Here is a 19,420-nt window from a genome sequence, read left to right on the forward strand (position 1 = left end):
CTCAAGAGGCGCGGGCCGTCTCGCGGCGCGCACGCATCTGGCGGCGGCGCGACATGGTTTCATCGACCGAGACTTCGGGCTGCGGCTTGGCCTTTGGCTTGGGAGTCTCGGCCTTTTTACCGCTGACACTTGCACCAAGCTCACGCACACGGGCAGCGAGCGCGCCGAGTGTAGGGAAGCGGAAGACATCGGTGATCGAGAGGCGCGGCACAGTGCAAAGCTCACGGATTTCACGGTGTGCCTGCACGGCGAGAAGCGAGTGCCCCCCGAGATCAAAGAAGTTGTCATGCGAAGCAATGCGCGCAACGCCGAGAACCTTTGTCCAGATGTCGGCGATCTCGGCCTCGATGGCATCCTCAAGCACGGGGGCGGCGGTGTTGTCGGTGGCGACAGGCTTGGCTATTGAGCCAAGCTCGGGCAGCGCGTTGCGGTCAACCTTCTTGTTGGGCGTGAGTGGAAATTCATCTATCCGAACAAAGTGTTGCGGGATCATGAACTCCGGCAAATCACGGCCAAGAGTTTGGCGCAAAGCGGCTTCATCGGGGGCTTTATCGGCCAGAAGATAGGCCACGAGGCGCATATCTCCGGGCGTATCTTCACGCGCCATGACAACGGCCTGACGGATGCCCGCCTGCTCGTGCAGACGCGCCTCGATTTCGCCAAGCTCGATACGGTAGCCGCGCAGTTTCACCTGGTTGTCGGCACGGCCGATATAGCCGAGTTTGCCATCGGCTTGCCAGCGCACCAGATCGCCTGTGCGATACATGCGGCCTGCGTGAAAAGGGTTGGATAGGTAACGCTCGGCTGTCAGATCCTCGCGCTGGAAATATCCACGGGTGACTCCAGCGCCACCGATGTAAAGCTCGCCCGCCACACCAACGGGGCAAAGCTGCATGTTTTCATCCAGCACGTAGACCTGCGTGTTGGCGATAGGCGTGCCGATGTTGACAGTATCTTCATCACCCTTAGCCGTTTCGGTTGTTGACCAGATGGTGGTTTCGGTCGGGCCATACATATTTTCGATGCTGGCAGAGGTGAGGTTTTTCAACTCGCTGACAAGATTGCCTTGCAGTGCTTCACCACCGATCATCAGGTGCTTGATGCGGCCCAGAGCCATGCGGCTTTCCTCATTGAGGGTGAGCATGCGGGCAAGCGAAGGGGTGCACTGCAAGTGTGTTACGTTATGGCGCACGATCTGGGCGGCGAGCGAATAGTCGCCCTCGTTGACGGAGCGCGCCTCGTTTGTGCGGCGGTGCACTTCGGCCAGCGGTTTCAGCCCTTCAAGCACCACCTCGGGGTCAATGCCATAGTCAATCAGGCAGCCGATTTCATCAACGCCAATGCGTTTGAGTTGCTCGACGCGGTCGAGGCAATCTTCCACCGTGCCAAAGAGGCCACTGTCTTCAAAGTAGCGTTCGAAGGCAAATTCGAGGATGGCGTCGAGCTCTTCGGGGCCGAGGATTTCCAGATCAAGCTGGAAAGGGTTCTCGACGCCCTTGGGCTTTTTGAACGCGGGAAAGGCCCAGGCGTATTGCTTTATGAGGCCGGCGGCGGCGTTCAGATAGTCTTTCATCGGCTGGCGCGAGATTTCACGGGCGTGCTCACGCGTGTCAGACACAAAGGTGTGCAGCATCAATGTGACGGTAAAGTCATCGGGATTGTGACCTGCCTTTTCAAGCGCTTCGCGGTAAATTTTAATCTTGCCGCCGACTTCGTCAATCGACTGCCCCAAGAGGTGTGTGAGCACATTTGCACCGATCTCGCCCGCCTCGCGCCATGTGTCCGGGTTGCCTGCCGTGGTGACCCAAATGGGCAGTTCATCAGACACAGGGCGCGGCTGTGTGACCACAGCGACATCCTTGCCCGAACCATTGGGGAAGCTCACCGCCTCGCCCCGCCAAAGCTTGCGCAGATGTTCTATCGTTTCATACATCGCGGGCTTGTTGGCGGGAGGCGCATTTTCGGGCCGCAGCACAAAATCATCAGGCTGCCAGCCGGAGGCGATGGCAAGGCCTGCGCGCCCCTCGGTGAGGTTGTCGATCACGGCCCATTCCTCGGCGATGCGCAAAGGATGATGCAAGGGTGACACGCAAGAGCCTGATCTGACGGATATATTCTTGGTAACGGCCGCCACGGCTGCGCCTGTGACGGAGGGGTTTGGATAGGGTCCGCCAAAGGCGTGAAAGTGCCGCTCGGGTGTCCAGACAGCGCTGAAGCCATGAGTGTCGGCAAATTTCGCGCCCTCAAGCAGGAGGTGGTATTTCTTCTTTCCGGGGCCATCATCATTGCCCCAGTAAAACAGACCAAAGTCCATGCCCTTATCGGTCATCGAGATGCGGCCGTTCGAGACGAGGCTTTTGTTTTCGTCTCCCGCAAGCACCAGCTTGAAGCCACGCGCGAGGGTGTAAAACAGCTCAAGCACCGAGATATCAAACGACAGCGAGGTGACGGCGAGCCAGACGCCCGCCTCCTCCGAGGCGACCCGCGCATCCATGCCTGTAAAGAAGTTTGCGACATTGCGATGCTCGACCATGACACCTTTGGGGCGGCCTGTGGAGCCGGAGGTATAGATGAGATAGGCCAAGTCATCAGGACCTGCGCCGCCTGCAAGATTGGCGGTATCGGCTGTGGCGATGCGCAAATCCTGATCCAGGACAAACTGCTCGGCACGGCCTTTGGGCAGGCCTTCGGCAAGGGCTGCTTCTGTCACGATAACAGGCGCTTCGCTATCGCTAATATAAAGTGCGATCCGGTCATCGGGATAGGCAGGGTCAATCGGAACATAAGCGCCGCCTGCCTTGAGAATGGCCAAAGCGCCGATGAGCAACTGCGGACCGCGGTGCACACAAAGGCCCACGAGCGTGCCTGCGCCAACCCCCATGTCGCGCAGCACATGGGCGGCCTTGTTGGCGCTTTCATTGAGTGCGGCGTAGCTGAGAGAAGTGTCTTCAAAAACGAGCGCTGTTGCCTCGGGCGTACGCGCAACCTGCGCTTCAAAAAGATGATGGATGGGGGTGTCGGGAGTGTCTGCTTGCGTGTCGTTCCAGCGCTCGATGACAAGCGTTTTTTCGGCCTCAGGCATGAGCGGCCATGTGGCCGGATCAGCGCCCAGAGCGTCACAGCCTGCAATATGCTCAAGGCGGGCCAGCCAGAGCGCTGCAAGCTCAGGGGAGACACATTTAGCATCATAATAAAGTGATTTTTTACAAATAGTTATGATACTATTTTCAAGCTTTTGATCAACATCACCCAGTGCGATCTCAGGCTGGGAAATTCGCCCAAGCGCGGGATCACGCAGGGGGAGATCAAGCGCGAAACAACCGTTCTTGCGTGCGGCGGCCAGACCCTCGGTGAAACCCGCGCCAAACCGCAAGGGAACCCAGCGGCTCACGTGGCCGTCGGCCTTGGGTGCAGTCCCCGAGACAAAGGCGAGATCGACAGGGCCATCGGCGTTGAGGCCTTGGACAAGACCTGCAAAACGGCGCAAGATTTCATCGTGTTCAAGCCCCTCGGGGAGGTTCAACGGCAGGCGCTCGAAAGTTGCGTTTGGTGACGGGGTTTTCGAAAGGCCCAGGCTTGCGGGCGCGAGCTTTCCAAGCTGCTTTCGCCAGTGCGCATCCCCGCGGGCGGCACGGTCTTGCGCGGCGTTGAGTGCATTGCGGTCTGCGTCTGACAAAGGTGCTATCGACGCCCCCTTGGCAAAAATGTCGGCAGGTTTCAGCGCCTCTCCATCCAGCGAGACCAGCTCTTTCAGCACCACGGGCGCACTGCCTGTGGCCACAGTCAGCGAGCGTTCGGAAACCTCGATGATGCTGCCCGCAGGCACGCTGGCGCGCGGAAGCCCCGAAGCAACCGCGCCTTTGACAGCGATGACGCGACCTTCATGGACAATACGCGGCGTGGTGAGCGGGTTCCAGTAAGGGCCATGATCAAGGCCCAAAACAAGAGCGATGATTTCTTCCGCAGACGCGTTAAAATCAAGCGTTGCGAAGGCTTCGGGGCGCTTGTGCCTGCCGAAATAGCTGCGCGCGCTACTATCTTGCGCTTCACGCGGCACATCGGGCCGGGCAAGACGATTCATCAACTCGTCAAAGCTGCCGAGCGCGGCTTCGTAGGCCTTTGTATTGAGTGTGAGGGCCGTATCATGCGGGGTGATTGTGAAGGGGACCTGCAGGAGAATATCGCCTGTGTCTGCGCCGGTTTCGATGAAATGCCAGGTGATGCCGTGCTGTTCCTCGCCCATCAAGCGCGCCCAAACAGGGGCGTTGAGGCCAGCGTAGCGCGGCAATGGGCCATCGTGGAAATTGACGCTGCCCCGGTGCGGCAAGCGCAGCACCTCTTCGGGCAACATATCGAGATTGGCGACAGACAGGAGCCAGTCGGCCTTCACGCCTTCAAGACGTGCGGCAAGCCCCTTGCCTGCCGGAACCAGACCTAAACCTTTACTTTCAGCCCAATCAGCAAGCTCTTGATTATGCGTCACAAAGCTTGCAATCGTATGCCCTGCTGCAAGCCACTTTTCGGCACAGTTACGGGCAAGGCTTTCATTGCCAATGAAGATCGCTGACAGGCTCATGTGCTGTCTCCTTGGGGGGCTGGGCGTGCGGCAAGAGCCGGCACGTTTTCTGATGGGCGTCGCGCGAAAAGAGAGCGGAAGGCATGGCCGGCCAAGTGCCGCAGAAAATACGGTGCGGCATCGCGCGGCTTTCGCTCGACAAAGCGGCGAAGGCGGTAAAACGCGCCACCGGCGAGGTGCAAGAGCGTGGCGTAAGCTGCATAAACAATCCCGTGATTTTTTGTGAAATAGTGCCAGCGGCTGTCAAACCAGTAGTCTGGAACGCGGCTCCATTCTTTCATGCCCGTAGAGACCGACCCGATATGTGTCACTTCGCTTTCACGGACATAAACTGTGGGCCAGCCCGCAAGCGACGCACGGCAGCAGAGATCGGTTTCTTCAAAGTAGAGAAAGAATGTTTCGTCAAAAAGCCCTATCTCATCAAGCGTTTGCGCGCGCATCATCATGCTGGCTCCAGCGAGCCAATCGACCATTACTGTTTCATCCGGCACAGGCAGCGGCACGATATAATTGCGCAAGAGGCGGCTGACGGGGCCAAAACGCATCGATGCTTCCAGCTCGCCCAAAGCGGAGGGAAAGCGGAACGCCGTTTGATGGGGATCCCCCTCGGGGCCGTGAATGTAACTTCCCGCGAAGCCCACGTTGGGATGTTTTACAAGGTAGTCACGCAAAGCACGGATGCTGCCCTTGTCGGGGAAAGCATCGGAATTGAGAATATAGTAATAGTCGGGTGCCTGGCCGCTTGAGAGCCCTGCCCGCATACCGAAGTTGTTACCTGCACCGAAGCCGCCATTGTGACCGGACTGAAGCACACGCACGGGCCATTTGTTCGCTGTGACGCCCTCTTGCAGCGCCTTGAACGAGCCATCCCCACTGTCGTTATCGACAATCACCAGCTCGGCATTCAGCCCCTCAAGCTCGCGCAGAGCGGCTTCGGCAGACTGAAGCGTCATGCCAGGTGTGCGGTAATTGAGGATCACTGCGAGAATGGAAGGCGCACTCATCTAGCTGGCCTCCCGTGTTTTGTTGGGCAGTGCGGCCACACGTGCAGCACGGGCGGCGGGGTTTTCGGCATCTTCAATGCAGCGCCTGAGGCGGGCGGCAAGCACGCGCACATTTGGCTCAAGCACCATGGAATCGTGATCACCCGGCACCTCGAAAACCTCAACCAGCGGCGCGTGTGTGCTCCAGTCGTTGTCGTTTGTGACATAGGCGCGCTCGGAATTCACCATCGCGCCTTTGCCGACCTTCCACTTGCCCACCAGCGGAGGACGGAAGAGTGCGAGCGGGCCTTGCCACTCGCTAAGCTGATAGGTTGAAACAGCATCAAGGAAGGCTGCTTCGATCTCGGAGTTATGGAAAGATACTGATTTATTATCAGATGTTTGTTCCTGCTTCTTAAAGCGCTTGCTGAACTCCCAAGCCACGCGGCGCGCAAGCCACTTAACGGGGTAAAGCACACCACCGGCCTTGAGCTCGGCAAGCTGGATTTTCATGCGATCTGCAAACTCGAGCGGGCGGCGCTGTGGCAGCGGAGTATCGAGCATCACAAGCATCATGACCTCCTCGCCCTGCGCCTCGAGTTGCTGCGCTATCTCAAGCGCGATGATACCGCCGCCAGAGAAGCCGCCGAGCATATAAGGGCCACGCGGCTGCACGGCTTTGATCTCTTTGAGGTAATCATTCGCGGCCTCGGGAATGGAGCGGTGCGGGTCCTGATCACCATAGAGGCCGCGGGCTTGCATACCGTAGAACGGACGGTCGGTGCCCAAGAGATGCGCGAGATGGCGCAGGTTGAGCACGTTGCCAAACATGCCCGCCACGAGGAAGAAGGGGCGGCGCGGCCCGCCCTCGCCCTGATGCATAGGCACTAGGTGGGTGAAGCGACGCTCGGGCGCTTTGGCTTTTTCTGGCGTCTCGGTTGCGCTTTCCCCGGACATGCTGACACCTTCGGCGGCGATCATGGCGGCGCATTTGCGGATGGTGGGCGCTTCAAAGAGAACCGAGATCGGGAAGTCGACATCAAAGGCCTTTTTAACCTGCGCAAAGAGGCGCACGGCGATGAGGGAGTGACCTCCGAGATCGAAGAAATCATCTTCCGCCCCGATCTCGGAGACGCCAAGAAGATTGCTCCAAAACTCTGCCAGCTTGAGCTCGATCGCGCCTTCGGGAACAATGTATTCACTGTCCAGGTCGGGACGTTGGAAGGTTTGCTCTGTCTTAACCGGCTGCACGGCACTGGCTTCAGCTTGTGCCACAAGCCCAGCAAGTTCTAGCGAGGAGACAACGATTTGAGGCTGTGACAGACCAAGCGCGCGGCGGAAGGCCTCGGCTCCCTCGGGCGGGGTAATGCCAAGGCGGATGTTGTCGCGCAAGCGCTCTTCGGCGGCGGAAAGCGGACGGCTTTCAGCACGGTCCGGGAATTCGAGATCGCGTATTGTAGCGGGGGCGATCGCGAAACCGTCGGCTTCATCCAAGCGGCGGATCGAGAAGCCGCGCACTTCGGCGCAGACTTCGCCCGATAGATCACAAAGCACGATATCGAAGCTGGCAGCGCCTGTTTGTGCGCGGTTTTCAGCGGCGTTTTGCACCCATGAGATCACCTCATCCGGCAGCGGGCGATAAACCCTGAGCGCACCGTAAGAAACGGGAACCCAGAGGTGGCTTGGTGCATAGTTTTCGATGAGGTCCATGGCCCAGCCTGTGGCTAGGTCCATAAGGCCCGGATGCAACGCGCAACCATCGGAGGCAGCAGCAGCGGGAAGTTTGAGCCGTGCGAGGCCCTCGCCTTGGCCAAGCGTTGTTTCTTTAATGGTGCGCCAGCGTGGGCCAAAATTGAGGTGCTCTTCTTGCGGCGAGCGAAGCGTGCGGCCCTCTTCAGCGAGGGCATGAGAGGTGCAACGCTCTGATATTGCTTCGATATCAAGCGCAGGAGGGTGACGCATGTCCATCAGGACGATCTCGCCTGTGGCGTTGGTTTCAAAGCCTGTTCGGTCATCGACCGTGCGCGACGACTGCACTTTGAAGCCATAGCCTGTGTCATTGCGCGAAAGGGTCACACGCAGTTCGCGGGTGCTATCATCGGCCACATCAAGCGCGCGCAGGAAGTAGAGATCGCGCAGCTCGAAAGCAGCGCCTTCGCCTTGAGCGGCGAGCGCTTCGGCCGCAAGCTCTAGGTAGCCTGTGCCCGGGAAGAGCGCGTGGTTTTTCTTGGTACGGTGCTCATTCAAGGCCCAGTGCTCTGTGCTCAGATCGGCTTTGAAGAGCCGGTTGCCATGGGCATCAAACGTGGCACTGGATAAGATGGCGGCTTCGACGGGTGTCTCTGTCTGGTCGGGCGCATCGCCTGTGAGGCCGAGGGCTTCGGCAGCCATGCCGACTTCGGCCCAGATGCCCCAGTTAAGCGCGAGAACGCGGGTTTTGCCGCCTTGGTGCGCTTGCGCGTAGGCATTGAGAAACTCGTTGGCGGCGACATAATCAACCTGCCCTATCGGGGCTGTGACCGTGGAACTGGAAGAGAACAGCACGAGGAAATCGAGTGTGCCATCGGGGAAGAGCTGGTGCAGCACTTCTGTTCCGTGGAGTTTGGGGGTGAAGACATCTTCGATCTCGGCGGGGGTTTTGGCCAAGAGTGGCGCGTCATTGATCATGCCTGCGGCGTGAATGACACCGTTGACTGCGCCGAAGCGCATTTGGACTTTTTCGAGCGCGCCGCGCATGTTCTCAACATTGGAAACATCGCCAGCAGCGACCATGACTTGCCCGCCGAGACTTTCGAGGCGTTCGACAGCGGCGATACGGCGGGAGACGGCGTCGTGGCTGCCGTGGCGCAGTTTGTAGCCTTCCCAAGCCTCGCGCGGCGGCAGAGCTGTGCGCGCAATGAGCACAATTTTAGCCTGATGGCGGCGAACAAGGTCTTCCGCGAGAGTGAGGCCGATTCCCCCGAAGCCGCCTGTGATGAGATAGGTTCCACCATCCCGGAGCGGCAAATCTTGAGGTTTTTCTAGCGCTTCATGGCGGAAAACCTGCGCAAAGCGGCGTTCTCCACGCAATGCAGCGACGGTGTTTGACGGGGTGGCCATCAACTCTTCAAGGAGCAGCGGCGCGAGGGCATCGAACTTGCCGTTTGCGGGCAGTTCAACATCAACCATCGTGGCAGTAACGCCCGCCATTTCGCGCGGGATGACCTTTACAGGCCCACGGAGCGTGGCTTTTTCAGGATAGAGGAGCACCTCGCCGTTCACACTGGCAGCGCCTGTCGTGAAGGCGGTAATCGCGACGGGAGGCCACTCGGCAGCAGACATGGCCTGCGCCAGGAAGAGCAGCGAATAGAAGCCCTGCTCCTGGTTGCGATGAAAGAAGCTCGAGCCAGCGCGGTGGCTTTCATCGGCTGTGACCAGCCAGAAATGCGCAATGCGTGTGGGTTCTATTTCACGGGTGGCGAGGTCTTCAAGCAAAAGCTCGTAACCTTCGCGCCCCCTCTCGGGCGAAAGGACATAGCCCCCCTCCCCGTCGCGGCCGAAAGCATCACCTGTGCGCACCGGCGTAACTATGTGGCCTGCCTTTGTGAGCCTGTCAGCCAAGGCGCGGCCAAGGCCCGCTTCGTCCATAAAGACGAGCCAGCTTTCGTGTGTTTTGCCTAGGTCTTTCGAAACGTCGATATTGCAATCGGCGGCTGTGGGCTTCCATGCGGGGACAAAGCCCCAATCGGACACATCGGCAAGGCGCGCCAGGTGGCTTGGGACTGTTTTGGCTTCGGATTTACCTGCCTCGATGAAGTAGGGTTTGCGCTGAAACTGGTATGTCGGAAGCGGCAGGCGCAGGCGACGGGCGTCGCCCCAGATTTGGCTCCAGTCAAAACGCCCTCCCATGGCCCAGATGCGGGCCAGTTGGGCGAGGAACCATTTGTCATCAGCGATATCATCTTCGGGGTGGCGCAAAGCCGAAATGACCTGATCACGGCGGATGTTGGGGTTTTGTTGCGTAAGCGAGGAAAGCGCGCGGCCCGGGCCCATCTCGATATAGATACGTTCTTCGCGGGCGCTGAGCGTGTCGATGCAGGCGTTGAAAAGCACTGTGCCGCGCAGGTGTGCGACCCAATAGTCGGGGTCTGTGGCTTGCTCATCTGTCAACAGCGCGCCTGTGCGATTGGACACGATCGGGGTGTGAGGTGCGTTGAGCGTGATCGAGCGCAGATAGTCGCCAAAGCCTTGCAGAATCGGCTCCAGCATTCTGGAATGGGCGGCGATGTCGATGGCAACCCGCTGGCAGTCGATATCATCGGCGAGCAGACGCTTTTGTAGATCGGCCAGTGCAGCATCAGGGCCGGAAGCGACCGAGAGGCTCGGTGCGTTGACAGAGGCCAGATCAAGCGTGTCGCCAAGGTAGGGCTTGAGCGCCTCGGCGGGGAGCGAAACGGAGAGCATACCGCCCGCTGGAACGGTATCAAACAGCCGCCCACGTAGATGCACGAGGCCGATGCAGTCTTCAAAACTCATGACGCCCGCAAGGCAGGCAGCGGTGTTTTCGCCCATGGAATGGCCCACGAGAAGATCGGGCTTAACACCCCAACTGATCCAGAGTTTGGCGAGGGCATATTCGACGATCATGATGAGCGGGAGCTGCACCGAGGGCTTCTTGAGCGTTTCCTCGGCGGCGGCACGGTCTTCTGCTTCAGGGAGCCAGAGCGCGCGCAGATCATAATCAAGCCGAGGGGTGAGGATATCAAGGCCGCGGTCCATCCATTCGGCAAAGACAGGTTCCGTTTCGTAAAGATCACGCGCCATGCCTGTGTATTGCGCGCCACCACCGGGGAACATGAGGACCGTCTCTGGCTTGTTCATCGCTTGGTGGGTAAAGGCGCGGCGCGGATCGTTCTCGCGCCAGAGGCTTGCCGCCTCTTCATGGCTTTCGGCCACAATCACGTGGCGGCGTTCGAATGCGCGGCGGCCTTCTTTGAGGGTGAAGGCAATGTCGGCCAAGTCTTGCTCCGGATGCGTGCTGACGTGCGCGGCCATGGCGGCGGCGTTATCCTCGAGCGCGGCTTTAGAACGGGCCGAGACGCAGAGGATCTGGAAGGGCCATTCACTGGCCCCGCCTACGGCGCGCACCGGAGCTTCTTCCAGAACAACATGCGCGTTGGTTCCGCCGACACCGAGCGAGTTGACGCCCGCGCGGCGCGGGCCTTTGTGGCTCTGCCATGTGCGTAAGCTGTCGTTGACCGCAAAGGGGGAGTTTTCAAAATCTATCGTCGGGTTGGCTTTCTCAAAGCCGAGCGAAGGTGGCATCTGGCCCTCTTTCAGGGCGAGGCTCGCTTTGATGAGGCTTGCGACCCCTGCCGCTGTGTCGAGGTGGCCAATGTTGGTTTTGACCGAGCCGATGCGACAGTAACCTTCATCCTCGGTTGTTGCGCGGAAGGCTTCTGTGAGGGCGGCTATCTCGATGGGATCACCGAGATATGTGCCTGTGCCGTGGCATTCGATATAATCAATCGTATCGGCGGGCGTGCCAGATATGGCCAGCGCTTCCTTAATGGCGGCGGCCTGGCCATCAACCGAGGGGGCAAGATAGCCAGCTTTGGCGGCGCCATCATTGTTGACGGCGCTGCCTTTGATGACGGCCCAGATATGGTCATTATCCCGCACCGCATCGGCCATGCGTTTAAGCACAACAGCCCCTGCGCCCGAACCGAACACAGTGCCCTGGGCGCGGTGATCGAACGCGTGGCATTCGCCATCGGGCGAGAGAATTTCACCCTCTTTGAAGACATAGCCGTGGCCATGGGGCAGCTCTATTGTGACACCGCCTGCGAGGGCCATATCGCATTCGCCCGTCAGAAGCGCTTGTGCGGCGTAGTGGGTGGCTACGAGTGATGTGGAGCAAGCGGTTTGCAGTGTCAGCGATGGGCCTTTGAGGTCGAACACATGGCTCGCGCGGGTGCTGAGGAAATCCTTGTCATTGCCCGTATGGCGCAAAAGAAACATGCCCACATCCTCGACCAAATCGGGATTGGAGCAAATGTTGAAATAAAAATAGCTGCCCATGCCGCAACCCGCAAAGACCCCTATGGGGCCCGAAACGGTTTCTGGCGGGTGGCCTGCACTTTCAAAGGCCTCCCATGCGACCTCAAGGAATTGGCGGTGTTGCGGATCAAGGATTGCGCTTTCCTTGGGGGAGAAGCCGAAGAAATCACCATCGAAATACTCGAACTTGTCCAGAACGGCGGCATAGGGCACATAATCGGGCCGAGACCTCAGGGCCTCAGGGACGCCTGCTGCGGCGAGGTCTTCATCGGAGAGCTTACGAATCGAGCGGACACCATCGCGGAGGTTCGCCCAATAATCTTCAATCGTTGAAGACCCCGGCAAGTGCGAGGCCATACCAACAATGGCAATATCATTTTCGCCTATTTCAGGCGTTTCGCTCATACTGGACATTCATACTATCCCCAAGACTTCGGCACGCCAGAGACATGTCTCATAAAATTGCGGTCAAATTTTGACGGCGCGCCAATTCGGTATTCAGTTTAGCTGGTTTTCAAAAGAAAAACACTTTGTTTACAATCAGGAACCGATAGCAATCAGCGCGTCAATTTCGCCACGATTGAACCAATAGCACACAATGGCAAGCACAAGACCGAGGAGCGCCATGGCGCTGTCATGTAGGGCATCCCATGCACCTGTGTGCTTGGAGAGCCAGACAACGACCGGATAGGCCAGCACCATCGCAGCCCCTTGCCCGATGATTGCGCCTGAAAGCCCGTCCACTTGAAGGCCAACAAAGAGGCAAAGCACCATGAGCGCAGCCTTTGAGCCGGCAAGCACAAAGAAGCGCTTGCTGTCGCCCGCAGCAAGTGCGGCCTGATCGTAGGTGAGCACAATAAGAAACGGAATCTGCATGAGCGCGACCATAACCGTGATCGAACCGGCCTGCGCGTAGCGTTCATCATAAAGCAGATCAACGATCCAGACACCGCCTATCCCGATGATTGCGACAAGCGCCATGAGTGCCAGAGAGACCATGAAGCGCATCTTCCGCAGGTAAGCGAAGTTGACTGCGTTGTCCTTGGGCGGCCATTCGCGGTAGATCGGAATGAGCATGCGGTTGACCAGAACCATGCCCAGAAGCAGCGGAAAAGAGGCAAGGAAATAGCCGATGTTATAGACCCCGAACTGGTCAAGTGGCAGGTATTTACCGAGCATAAGCTTGCCCGACTGGTTGATCACAAAACCGGCCACCGTAGACAAGAAAATCCATTTTCCGAAGTTGATCAACTCGTCAGCAGCGGGCCGCTCCCAGCGGAAACGGTTGCGCCCGCCCGGCAGGAAAAACTCGAAGATCAGAAACTCGGCCAATGCGCCGATGATGCCTGACAGGATAAGCGCCCAGACAGACTGGAACACATAGGCCAGAACAATCGCCGCGAGCACGCCGATCAGCTGGCTTATCATGTCGATTGTGGTGATGCGTCCCATGCGCAAGTGCCTGTTGGCCTCGTGATAGCGCGTGGTATTGAAGCCGGAAATAACCAGCGTGAGCGCCGCGACAGGCAACATATAGGCCAACTCGGGAATGTCATAAAAAAGCGAGATCGGCCAAGCCAGAACGCAGGCCGCAAGCCAGAGCAAAATGCCGCGAACGACCTGAATGGTCCAGGCGGTATCAAGGAAATCGCGCTCGTCGCCGCGCTTTGACTGCATGATGGCAGGGGCAACCCCAACATCGGAGAACATATTGAGGCCCATCAAAAAGACGGTGATGAGCGCCATCAGGCCGAACGCCTCGGGGAACAAAAGTCGCGTCAGGATAAGGTTGGAGATAAGCCGCATGGCCTGCGACCAACCAAAACCGAAGACAGTTAGCCCCGCCCCGCGCAAGATGCGCGCGACAAGGCTATCGCCTGTCATGACACGCGCCAGAACACTCACCGCCCACGACTCCAGTTTCTTGTGTCGCGACCGAAACGGGTGAGGAAGGCGACACTTGTATAGACCAGAAAGCCGACCGGATCAGACACAGCCATGCGGAGGATATCACCACCCGCGAGGCTGGGTTTATCGTTATTTCTCAAAAGCTCCGGATAGGTTTCTTCAATCTGTTGAACGCCCGTATTCTGCCGCTTGCGCACGCGCACGAGGTTGGAAAACCCTTCAACAAGTGGCCAGCTGTAAGCGCCGCGGAGCATGAGCCGTTCGGAGGGCGCGAAGCTGAGGCGCACGTAGGTATCATCTGAAATGATATCAGGGAACGTGCCCCAGCGGCGGCGGCCTGCGGCGCTGACGCCAAAGAGCCCGCATCCCGGCACACCATGTGTCATAAAGGGCACGCGCGCGTAAATGCGTGCGTAGGCCCGGGTGGCAAAGCTCTCGGGCGGCACGATACGGCACTGGCCACTGGCATAGACGGGTTTGTCGGATTGCAGCACACGTGCGAGCTGATCAAGCAGCGTTGGCTCCAAGCGCACATCGGCATCAAGGTAGGCACGGGCACGGTGTTTGGCGGCCGCATCACCGGCATTGAGCGCCCCCATTTTACCGCCCTCGGCCAGCTCGATCACTTGAAAGTCCCAGCCCATCGCTTTGAACTTGGGCACATAGGCGCGGGCTGTTTCGGCGGTTTTATCGGTGCAGCCATTGGCCACGACGACAACATCAATCGGCATCGGAACGGGAATAGAGCCCGAACCATAGCCAGGCTTCGGATTGGAGGCCAAAAGCGCGGCCAAACAATCGCCGATTTCATCTGCTTCATTGCTGGCAGGAATAATGACCGAGAGACCCGCCATTCAAAAAACCCCACTATATGCAGGGTTGCGGGTGTAGGGCATCGCAGTGCAAAGTCCTGTAAGAATTGAAAGCGCCACGGCGTTAACCTTTATTCTGATTCTGCTGATGAGAAAGCGGCGCGTTTTGAAAAACAATACACAAGTTCCTGAAAAAATTGGCATGCTCATACCCCAGTTTCCCGGCCAAACACATATTTTCTTTTGGCGTGAGATCCTTGAACTACAAAAAATGGGCGTCAATGTGACGCTTTTCAGCACACGTCCGCCACCCGCCGGATTGATTTCGCACCGTTGGTCGCAGGACGCAATGGTGCGGACAAACTATCTTGTCGACACGAACCCCGTGAATGCCGCAATGGCGCTTGTTCGCTTTCCCTGGGCCGCACTCAGGCAGGATTTACGCCACGAGCCGCGGGAATTCTTGAAGGACATATTGCTCAGTCTGCCCGCAGCGCGGCGCCTGGCGAAAGCTTGCAAGGCGGCGGGCATAACACACGTGCACGCGCATTCGGCACGCCGCGCCGCAACCATTGCGGCGCTGGCCAAAGTGATCTGGGGTTTGGATTATTCTGTCACCTTGCATGGGCCGATGTCGGATTATGGCCCCGGACAAGGCTTTAAATGGCGTCACGCGCGCTTTGGCACGGTGATCACCCGTAAGCTCATGCGCGAGTTGGGCGAGGCTTTGGGCGATGATCTGCCAAAGCACTTGTATTTGCAGCCGATGGGCGTGGATACCGACGAGCTTACACGCACGACCCCTTATGAGGCCCCTGTTGAAGGCGGCCCGCTCAGGCTTTTCTCCTGCGGGCGGCTCAATATCGTTAAGGGGCATCAGGATGTGATGGAGGCCGTGAAGCTGCTGCGCGACCGTGGCATTGATGCGAAGCTTGAAATTGCCGGGCAGGACGATGACGGCGGCGCAGGATACTACGGCGTGTTGGCGGCGAAGATCAAAGAGCTTGGGCTTGAGGCGCATGTGACGCTTCTGGGCGCGATTGATGCGGAAGCGGTGCAGGAAAAACTGCTGGCTGCGCATATTTTCGTGCTGGCAAGCTGGCACGAGCCATTGGGTGTGGCCTATATGGAAGCGATGAGTTGCGCTGTGCCGACGGTTGGCACAGATGCGGGCGGTGTACCCGAGTTGATCACCCATGACGAGAACGGCGTGCTTGTGCCGCCAAAAGACCCCGAGGCGCTGGCGGATATGCTGGCCAGCCTTGCGGCTACCCCCGAACGGCTCATGGCGCTGTCTGTCGCAGGGCGCAAAACCATTGTTGAGGGGTTTTCCTCGCGCAAGGGCGCGCAAACATTGGTGCAGGGCCTTGCCGAAACAGATTAGGCGGCTGTTTCTGAGTGGGCTCAAACGCATAAGTCGCTCAAAAGTTTCATAGTTTTTTATGCCGGAAAACGGGAACGATCGCCAAGGTGATCCGTTGTTTCGCTGTAACCAATTTGAAAGGATACAGCATGACCATGACACTGAATTCGATGAAAACAAAGTCAATCGCCTTGCTCACAGCCATGACACTCGCCGCCCCTGCGGCTTTTGCAGAGTCACCTCAGCGGGCCACGACCGAAGGCGAGCCAGTCGCATCGGAGCAACAATTTGTTTATGATGTTGAAAGTCCGCGTATCAACAACGGTATGGCGGAATTTGACGCCCAGACAATCGCGATGTCGCAGGAGACCTTCCGCGCAATTGCAAACTCGCGTGGAGAAATGATGAAAACCACCGCGGGCGAGGAGATCGGCATGATCACCGAAGTGGGCACCAATGCTCAGGGCAACCCTGAAATGGTTGTTGACGTGAAAGACGATTCACCGATCCGCGCCGACGAACTTGTCATCACAGTGACCCCCGGCAATGTGAAGCTGATGGACCAGGCCATTATGCTCGACACCACTCTGGACGCTTTGGCCATCAAGGCCACCAAGAACGGCGTGAACAGCGGTGACGACAGCGTGAGCGTGACCCTGTTTTAAGCAAAGCTCCGGTGTAGAGCGAGCCACATAACAGTTGTGCACTCCATTTGACTGAATCGAGGCTGCCCATTGATTTGGGCGGCCTTTTTAAATGTCTTATTGCTGCAAATCCAAACGATACTTGCGCGTTGGTTCATCTGCAAAGTAAAGCGCTTCAATGTCGAGCAGATAGCTTGTCTCACTGCCGCGCTGCACATGAACAAGACCGCCCACGGAGTATATTTGATATTCTTCCGAACGGCCTACCAGCTCAACCGTGTCAAAGCCTGCTCCACCGTTGAAATGATCGGCACCGCCCCCCGAGACCATAAAGTCATCCCCCGGTCCGCCGATGAGCGCATCTTCCTCGGGAGTGCCGACAAGCCTGTCTGCCCCTTGCCCACCATATAGCGTTAATCCGTTGAGAAATGTGCCAGCGGCGCGCGGAGGCAAATCGGGCTGGATCGCATTGGCGGCCATGAGCGCATCCCAGCGCGGGTTTTCGTCCTGTAGGTGACGCAGCGCTCCCCAGCTGCCATATTTGGTGGCAGGTGCAACATCAACAAAAGCGTTGAACAGCGTGCCGCCCGCATCACGCCAGCGCCTGAGCAGCTCTTCATAGAGTTTTCCCACTTCGGCGTTGTAGTTGAAGGAAGTGAAGAAATCGACCAGTTCTTCATCGTTCAGAGCTTCCCCATGCGGGGTCACATGCGTGCCGCCTTCATACATAACGAGGCTCATGCCAAGGCTGCGAGCTTTCTCGGCGTGGTAGGGCCAGAAGGTTTCTGTCAGTTCCTTGAAAGAGCCGTTCCAGAGCAGCTCCGCCACTTGCGGGTAAGCCTGATCAAACCTGATCGGTTCGATCTCGGCCTCAAGGGCGCGCCGTTGCAGACCTTTTTTACGGCCCTCTTCCTCGGCATTGGCCACTGATTTGGCAACGATCTGGCGCACCTGCGGCAAGGCCTCTTCCTCCAGCCCCAAATCAAATCCGAAATATCCCGAGACGGCATAGGCATCAAAGCTCTCTTTAGGCGGGGTAAGCCCCTCGGCCACAGCGAGAGGCGCTTCTAAAAAAGGCTCTTCAAGCCCTGTCCAACCGGTGTGAACCCCCATCACCCGCACAAGGCGCTCATTGGCCTCGGCACCGAAGACATCAGACCAGATTGTCATCACTTCCGCCGCGCGCAGGCCGGAAAACTGCATCCAAGCGTCCTGTTCGACATTCCAGCGCTTACGCGCTTGATCGACGGCCCATTTTGTTTGCGGAAAAATATGGTTCCAAAGCTCGTTGGAAAACTCGACATAGACTTTGAGCCGCGGATCAAGCGTGGCTTTTGTCAGCTCGGCGAACTGGCGCATATAGGTGTCATCGGCTTCATGAGGCATACAAATCCACGGGTCCGCGCCGATCTGGTTGGACAGGCGGATAATCACCTCGGCGGGCACGCCTTGCCACGCATAGGAAAAATGCGGCTCGGTCGGGCGGCCCTCCCACGTTTTCACGGGCGAACCGTTGGTCAGCATCCAGTCCATAAACCGCAGAGAGCGCACATTCTCGATCCGCCGGATCCATGCGGGATTGAACGTCGCGCCAGCGTCATAAAGCGGTATATGGTCTTCGCGCACGATCTCGATATCGCGGATGTAGTTGCCCGTGCCGTTCGGGTCGGTGCTTTCAATACCGATGGCGACGAGGCCTTCGCCGGGTGAATACTCAAGCCATGTCTCGTTCCCGCGCTCGCCCGTTCTGGCAGTCTGGCCGCGCCCTGTTATGGTAAGTTTACCCTCGCCTTTCCAGCGGATGCGATAGCGGTTGTTCATATCGGTGGCGTCTTCCGGCTGATCTGTCAGAACAAAGCTTTCCAGCTTGCTGGCCCCTGCCGGCACAATACGCGGATAGCCATGCGCATCGACCAGCCCCTGCTCCATGAGGTCGCTCATCTGGATCGCTCCCCATTGATCACCCACATGACCCACCCACGGGCGCGCTGTTTTCATGATATTGAGAAACGGGTGCTGGGTAGACCAGTCGGACACCCCATCAAGCCCCAGCGCCAATGAGGGGTTGGCGATCTGGCCTTCCGGTGGAGCAAAAGACGCATGGCTCACCGATGGGACGGCAGGCGAAGGGGCGGCTTTCACTGGCTCAGTTACCGACGCCTGCTCCTCAACCCCTTGCAACGCGGTGATACGGGCGGAAATCTTGGCAAGATTGTCGCGCACCAGAGGGTGAATGCTGTCAGGCAGGCTCATCTCCGCAGGCGCGGCCTCGCCATAAAGTGCTGGATAAACCGACATCGCCGCCAGAAAATAAAGCGTCGGCGCGCCATGCGGAGCATCATCCAGATAGAGGTCTTCAACGGGGATGGCATCAAGCGGTGCGTCGCTGAGCAGTTGCGAAAGCGTGCGCGCTACAGGAACAAGCCGCACATCGGCCTCGGGGCGGCTTGTGCGCAACTGTTCCGCCAGTTTCACATACCAATCGTGATAAGCACCAATATTATAGTCGTGGAACTTGCGCAGGTCGCGCGTGCGAGGCGGAAAACGCCCGGCAACCCCCGCCATTTCGGCCCAGCCTTCATAAATCAGCAAGGGACGCGCACCCACTTTGGTATCCATGAGTTTAAGCATCGTCGAAAGCGGCGAGGCCCCGTCGGGGTTGTCACCATCATATGGCACATCGGGCCATTGATACTGTATGAAATTGGCAGGGTTGACCATGATATGGGTCAGATCGGCAGCCGCAAAGCGCACGCGGTCGCGGTTCCAGGCGGGTTTCACGCCTTTGAACGACCAGTTGGAGATCGGCTCTCCTTCGCGGGCAAAGTCGCGCAGAAAGCCCCACTGCCCGTCCGATGCAAAACCGGTGCCATTCGCCTTCGCCATTTGTGCCAGCCAGTAAGGCACAGTTGTCTCATCCCCGCCATCAAGGTGGTTGATCAGCGAATTGCCAAAAATATAAACCCGCACATCTTTTGCCTGCGCCATAAACGGCCACAAAAGCAGCAAGCCCAGCAGAGCTGCACATCTCCTGAAAGTCATTGAAGTCTCCTCTCTTGAAGGCGTGTAGTGTTGCGCTCTAAGGTAAATCTTGC

The 19,420-nt window shown here is 58.3% G+C and carries 8 protein-coding genes; 2 read left to right on the forward strand and 6 right to left on the reverse strand.

Going from position 1 to position 19,420, the window contains the following annotated elements; translation table 11 throughout:
* Position 1: 1 nt before the first annotated feature.
* The 5 genes from OE750_RS09780 to OE750_RS09800 form a co-directional block, all read right to left on the reverse strand.
* On the reverse strand, positions 2–4,576 hold the full coding sequence (locus tag OE750_RS09780) for a MupA/Atu3671 family FMN-dependent luciferase-like monooxygenase (protein ID WP_263763990.1): 4,575 nt from the start codon (positions 4,574–4,576) through the stop codon (positions 2–4).
* Positions 4,573–5,580, reverse strand: a complete 1,008-nt coding sequence (locus OE750_RS09785; RefSeq protein WP_263763991.1) for a glycosyltransferase family 2 protein — start codon at positions 5,578–5,580, stop codon at positions 4,573–4,575. The genes OE750_RS09780 and OE750_RS09785 overlap by 4 nt, the downstream gene beginning before the upstream one ends.
* On the reverse strand, positions 5,581–12,012 hold the full coding sequence (locus tag OE750_RS09790) for a type I polyketide synthase (protein ID WP_412176218.1): 6,432 nt from the start codon (positions 12,010–12,012) through the stop codon (positions 5,581–5,583).
* A gap of 126 nt (positions 12,013–12,138) precedes the next feature.
* Positions 12,139–13,482 (reverse strand): oligosaccharide flippase family protein, encoded by a 1,344-nt coding sequence (locus tag OE750_RS09795; RefSeq protein ID WP_263763993.1) that lies wholly within the window; start codon positions 13,480–13,482, stop codon positions 12,139–12,141.
* Between the two features lie 17 nt (positions 13,483–13,499).
* Positions 13,500–14,360 (reverse strand): glycosyltransferase family 2 protein, encoded by an 861-nt coding sequence (locus OE750_RS09800; RefSeq protein WP_263763994.1) that lies wholly within the window; start codon positions 14,358–14,360, stop codon positions 13,500–13,502.
* A gap of 160 nt (positions 14,361–14,520) precedes the next feature.
* Between OE750_RS09800 and epsE the strand changes: the two genes are divergently transcribed.
* Both epsE and OE750_RS09810 read left to right on the forward strand, forming a co-directional pair.
* On the forward strand, positions 14,521–15,702 hold the full coding sequence (gene epsE / locus OE750_RS09805) for an exopolysaccharide biosynthesis GT4 family glycosyltransferase EpsE (protein WP_263763995.1): 1,182 nt from the start codon (positions 14,521–14,523) through the stop codon (positions 15,700–15,702).
* Between the two features lie 128 nt (positions 15,703–15,830).
* Positions 15,831–16,346: a hypothetical protein gene (locus OE750_RS09810; RefSeq protein WP_263763996.1), complete on the forward strand. Its 516-nt coding sequence runs from the start codon at positions 15,831–15,833 to the stop codon at positions 16,344–16,346.
* A 96-nt stretch (positions 16,347–16,442) separates the two neighbouring features.
* Here OE750_RS09810 and OE750_RS09815 read toward each other — a convergent pair whose 3' ends face one another.
* Entirely contained in the window at positions 16,443–19,367 is a 2,925-nt protein-coding gene (locus OE750_RS09815; protein WP_263763997.1) for a calcium-binding protein, read from the reverse strand.
* Between the last annotated feature and the right edge of the window lie 53 nt (positions 19,368–19,420).

Source organism: Lentibacter sp. XHP0401 (assembly GCF_025751535.1).
Classification (GTDB): domain Bacteria; phylum Pseudomonadota; class Alphaproteobacteria; order Rhodobacterales; family Rhodobacteraceae; genus Lentibacter.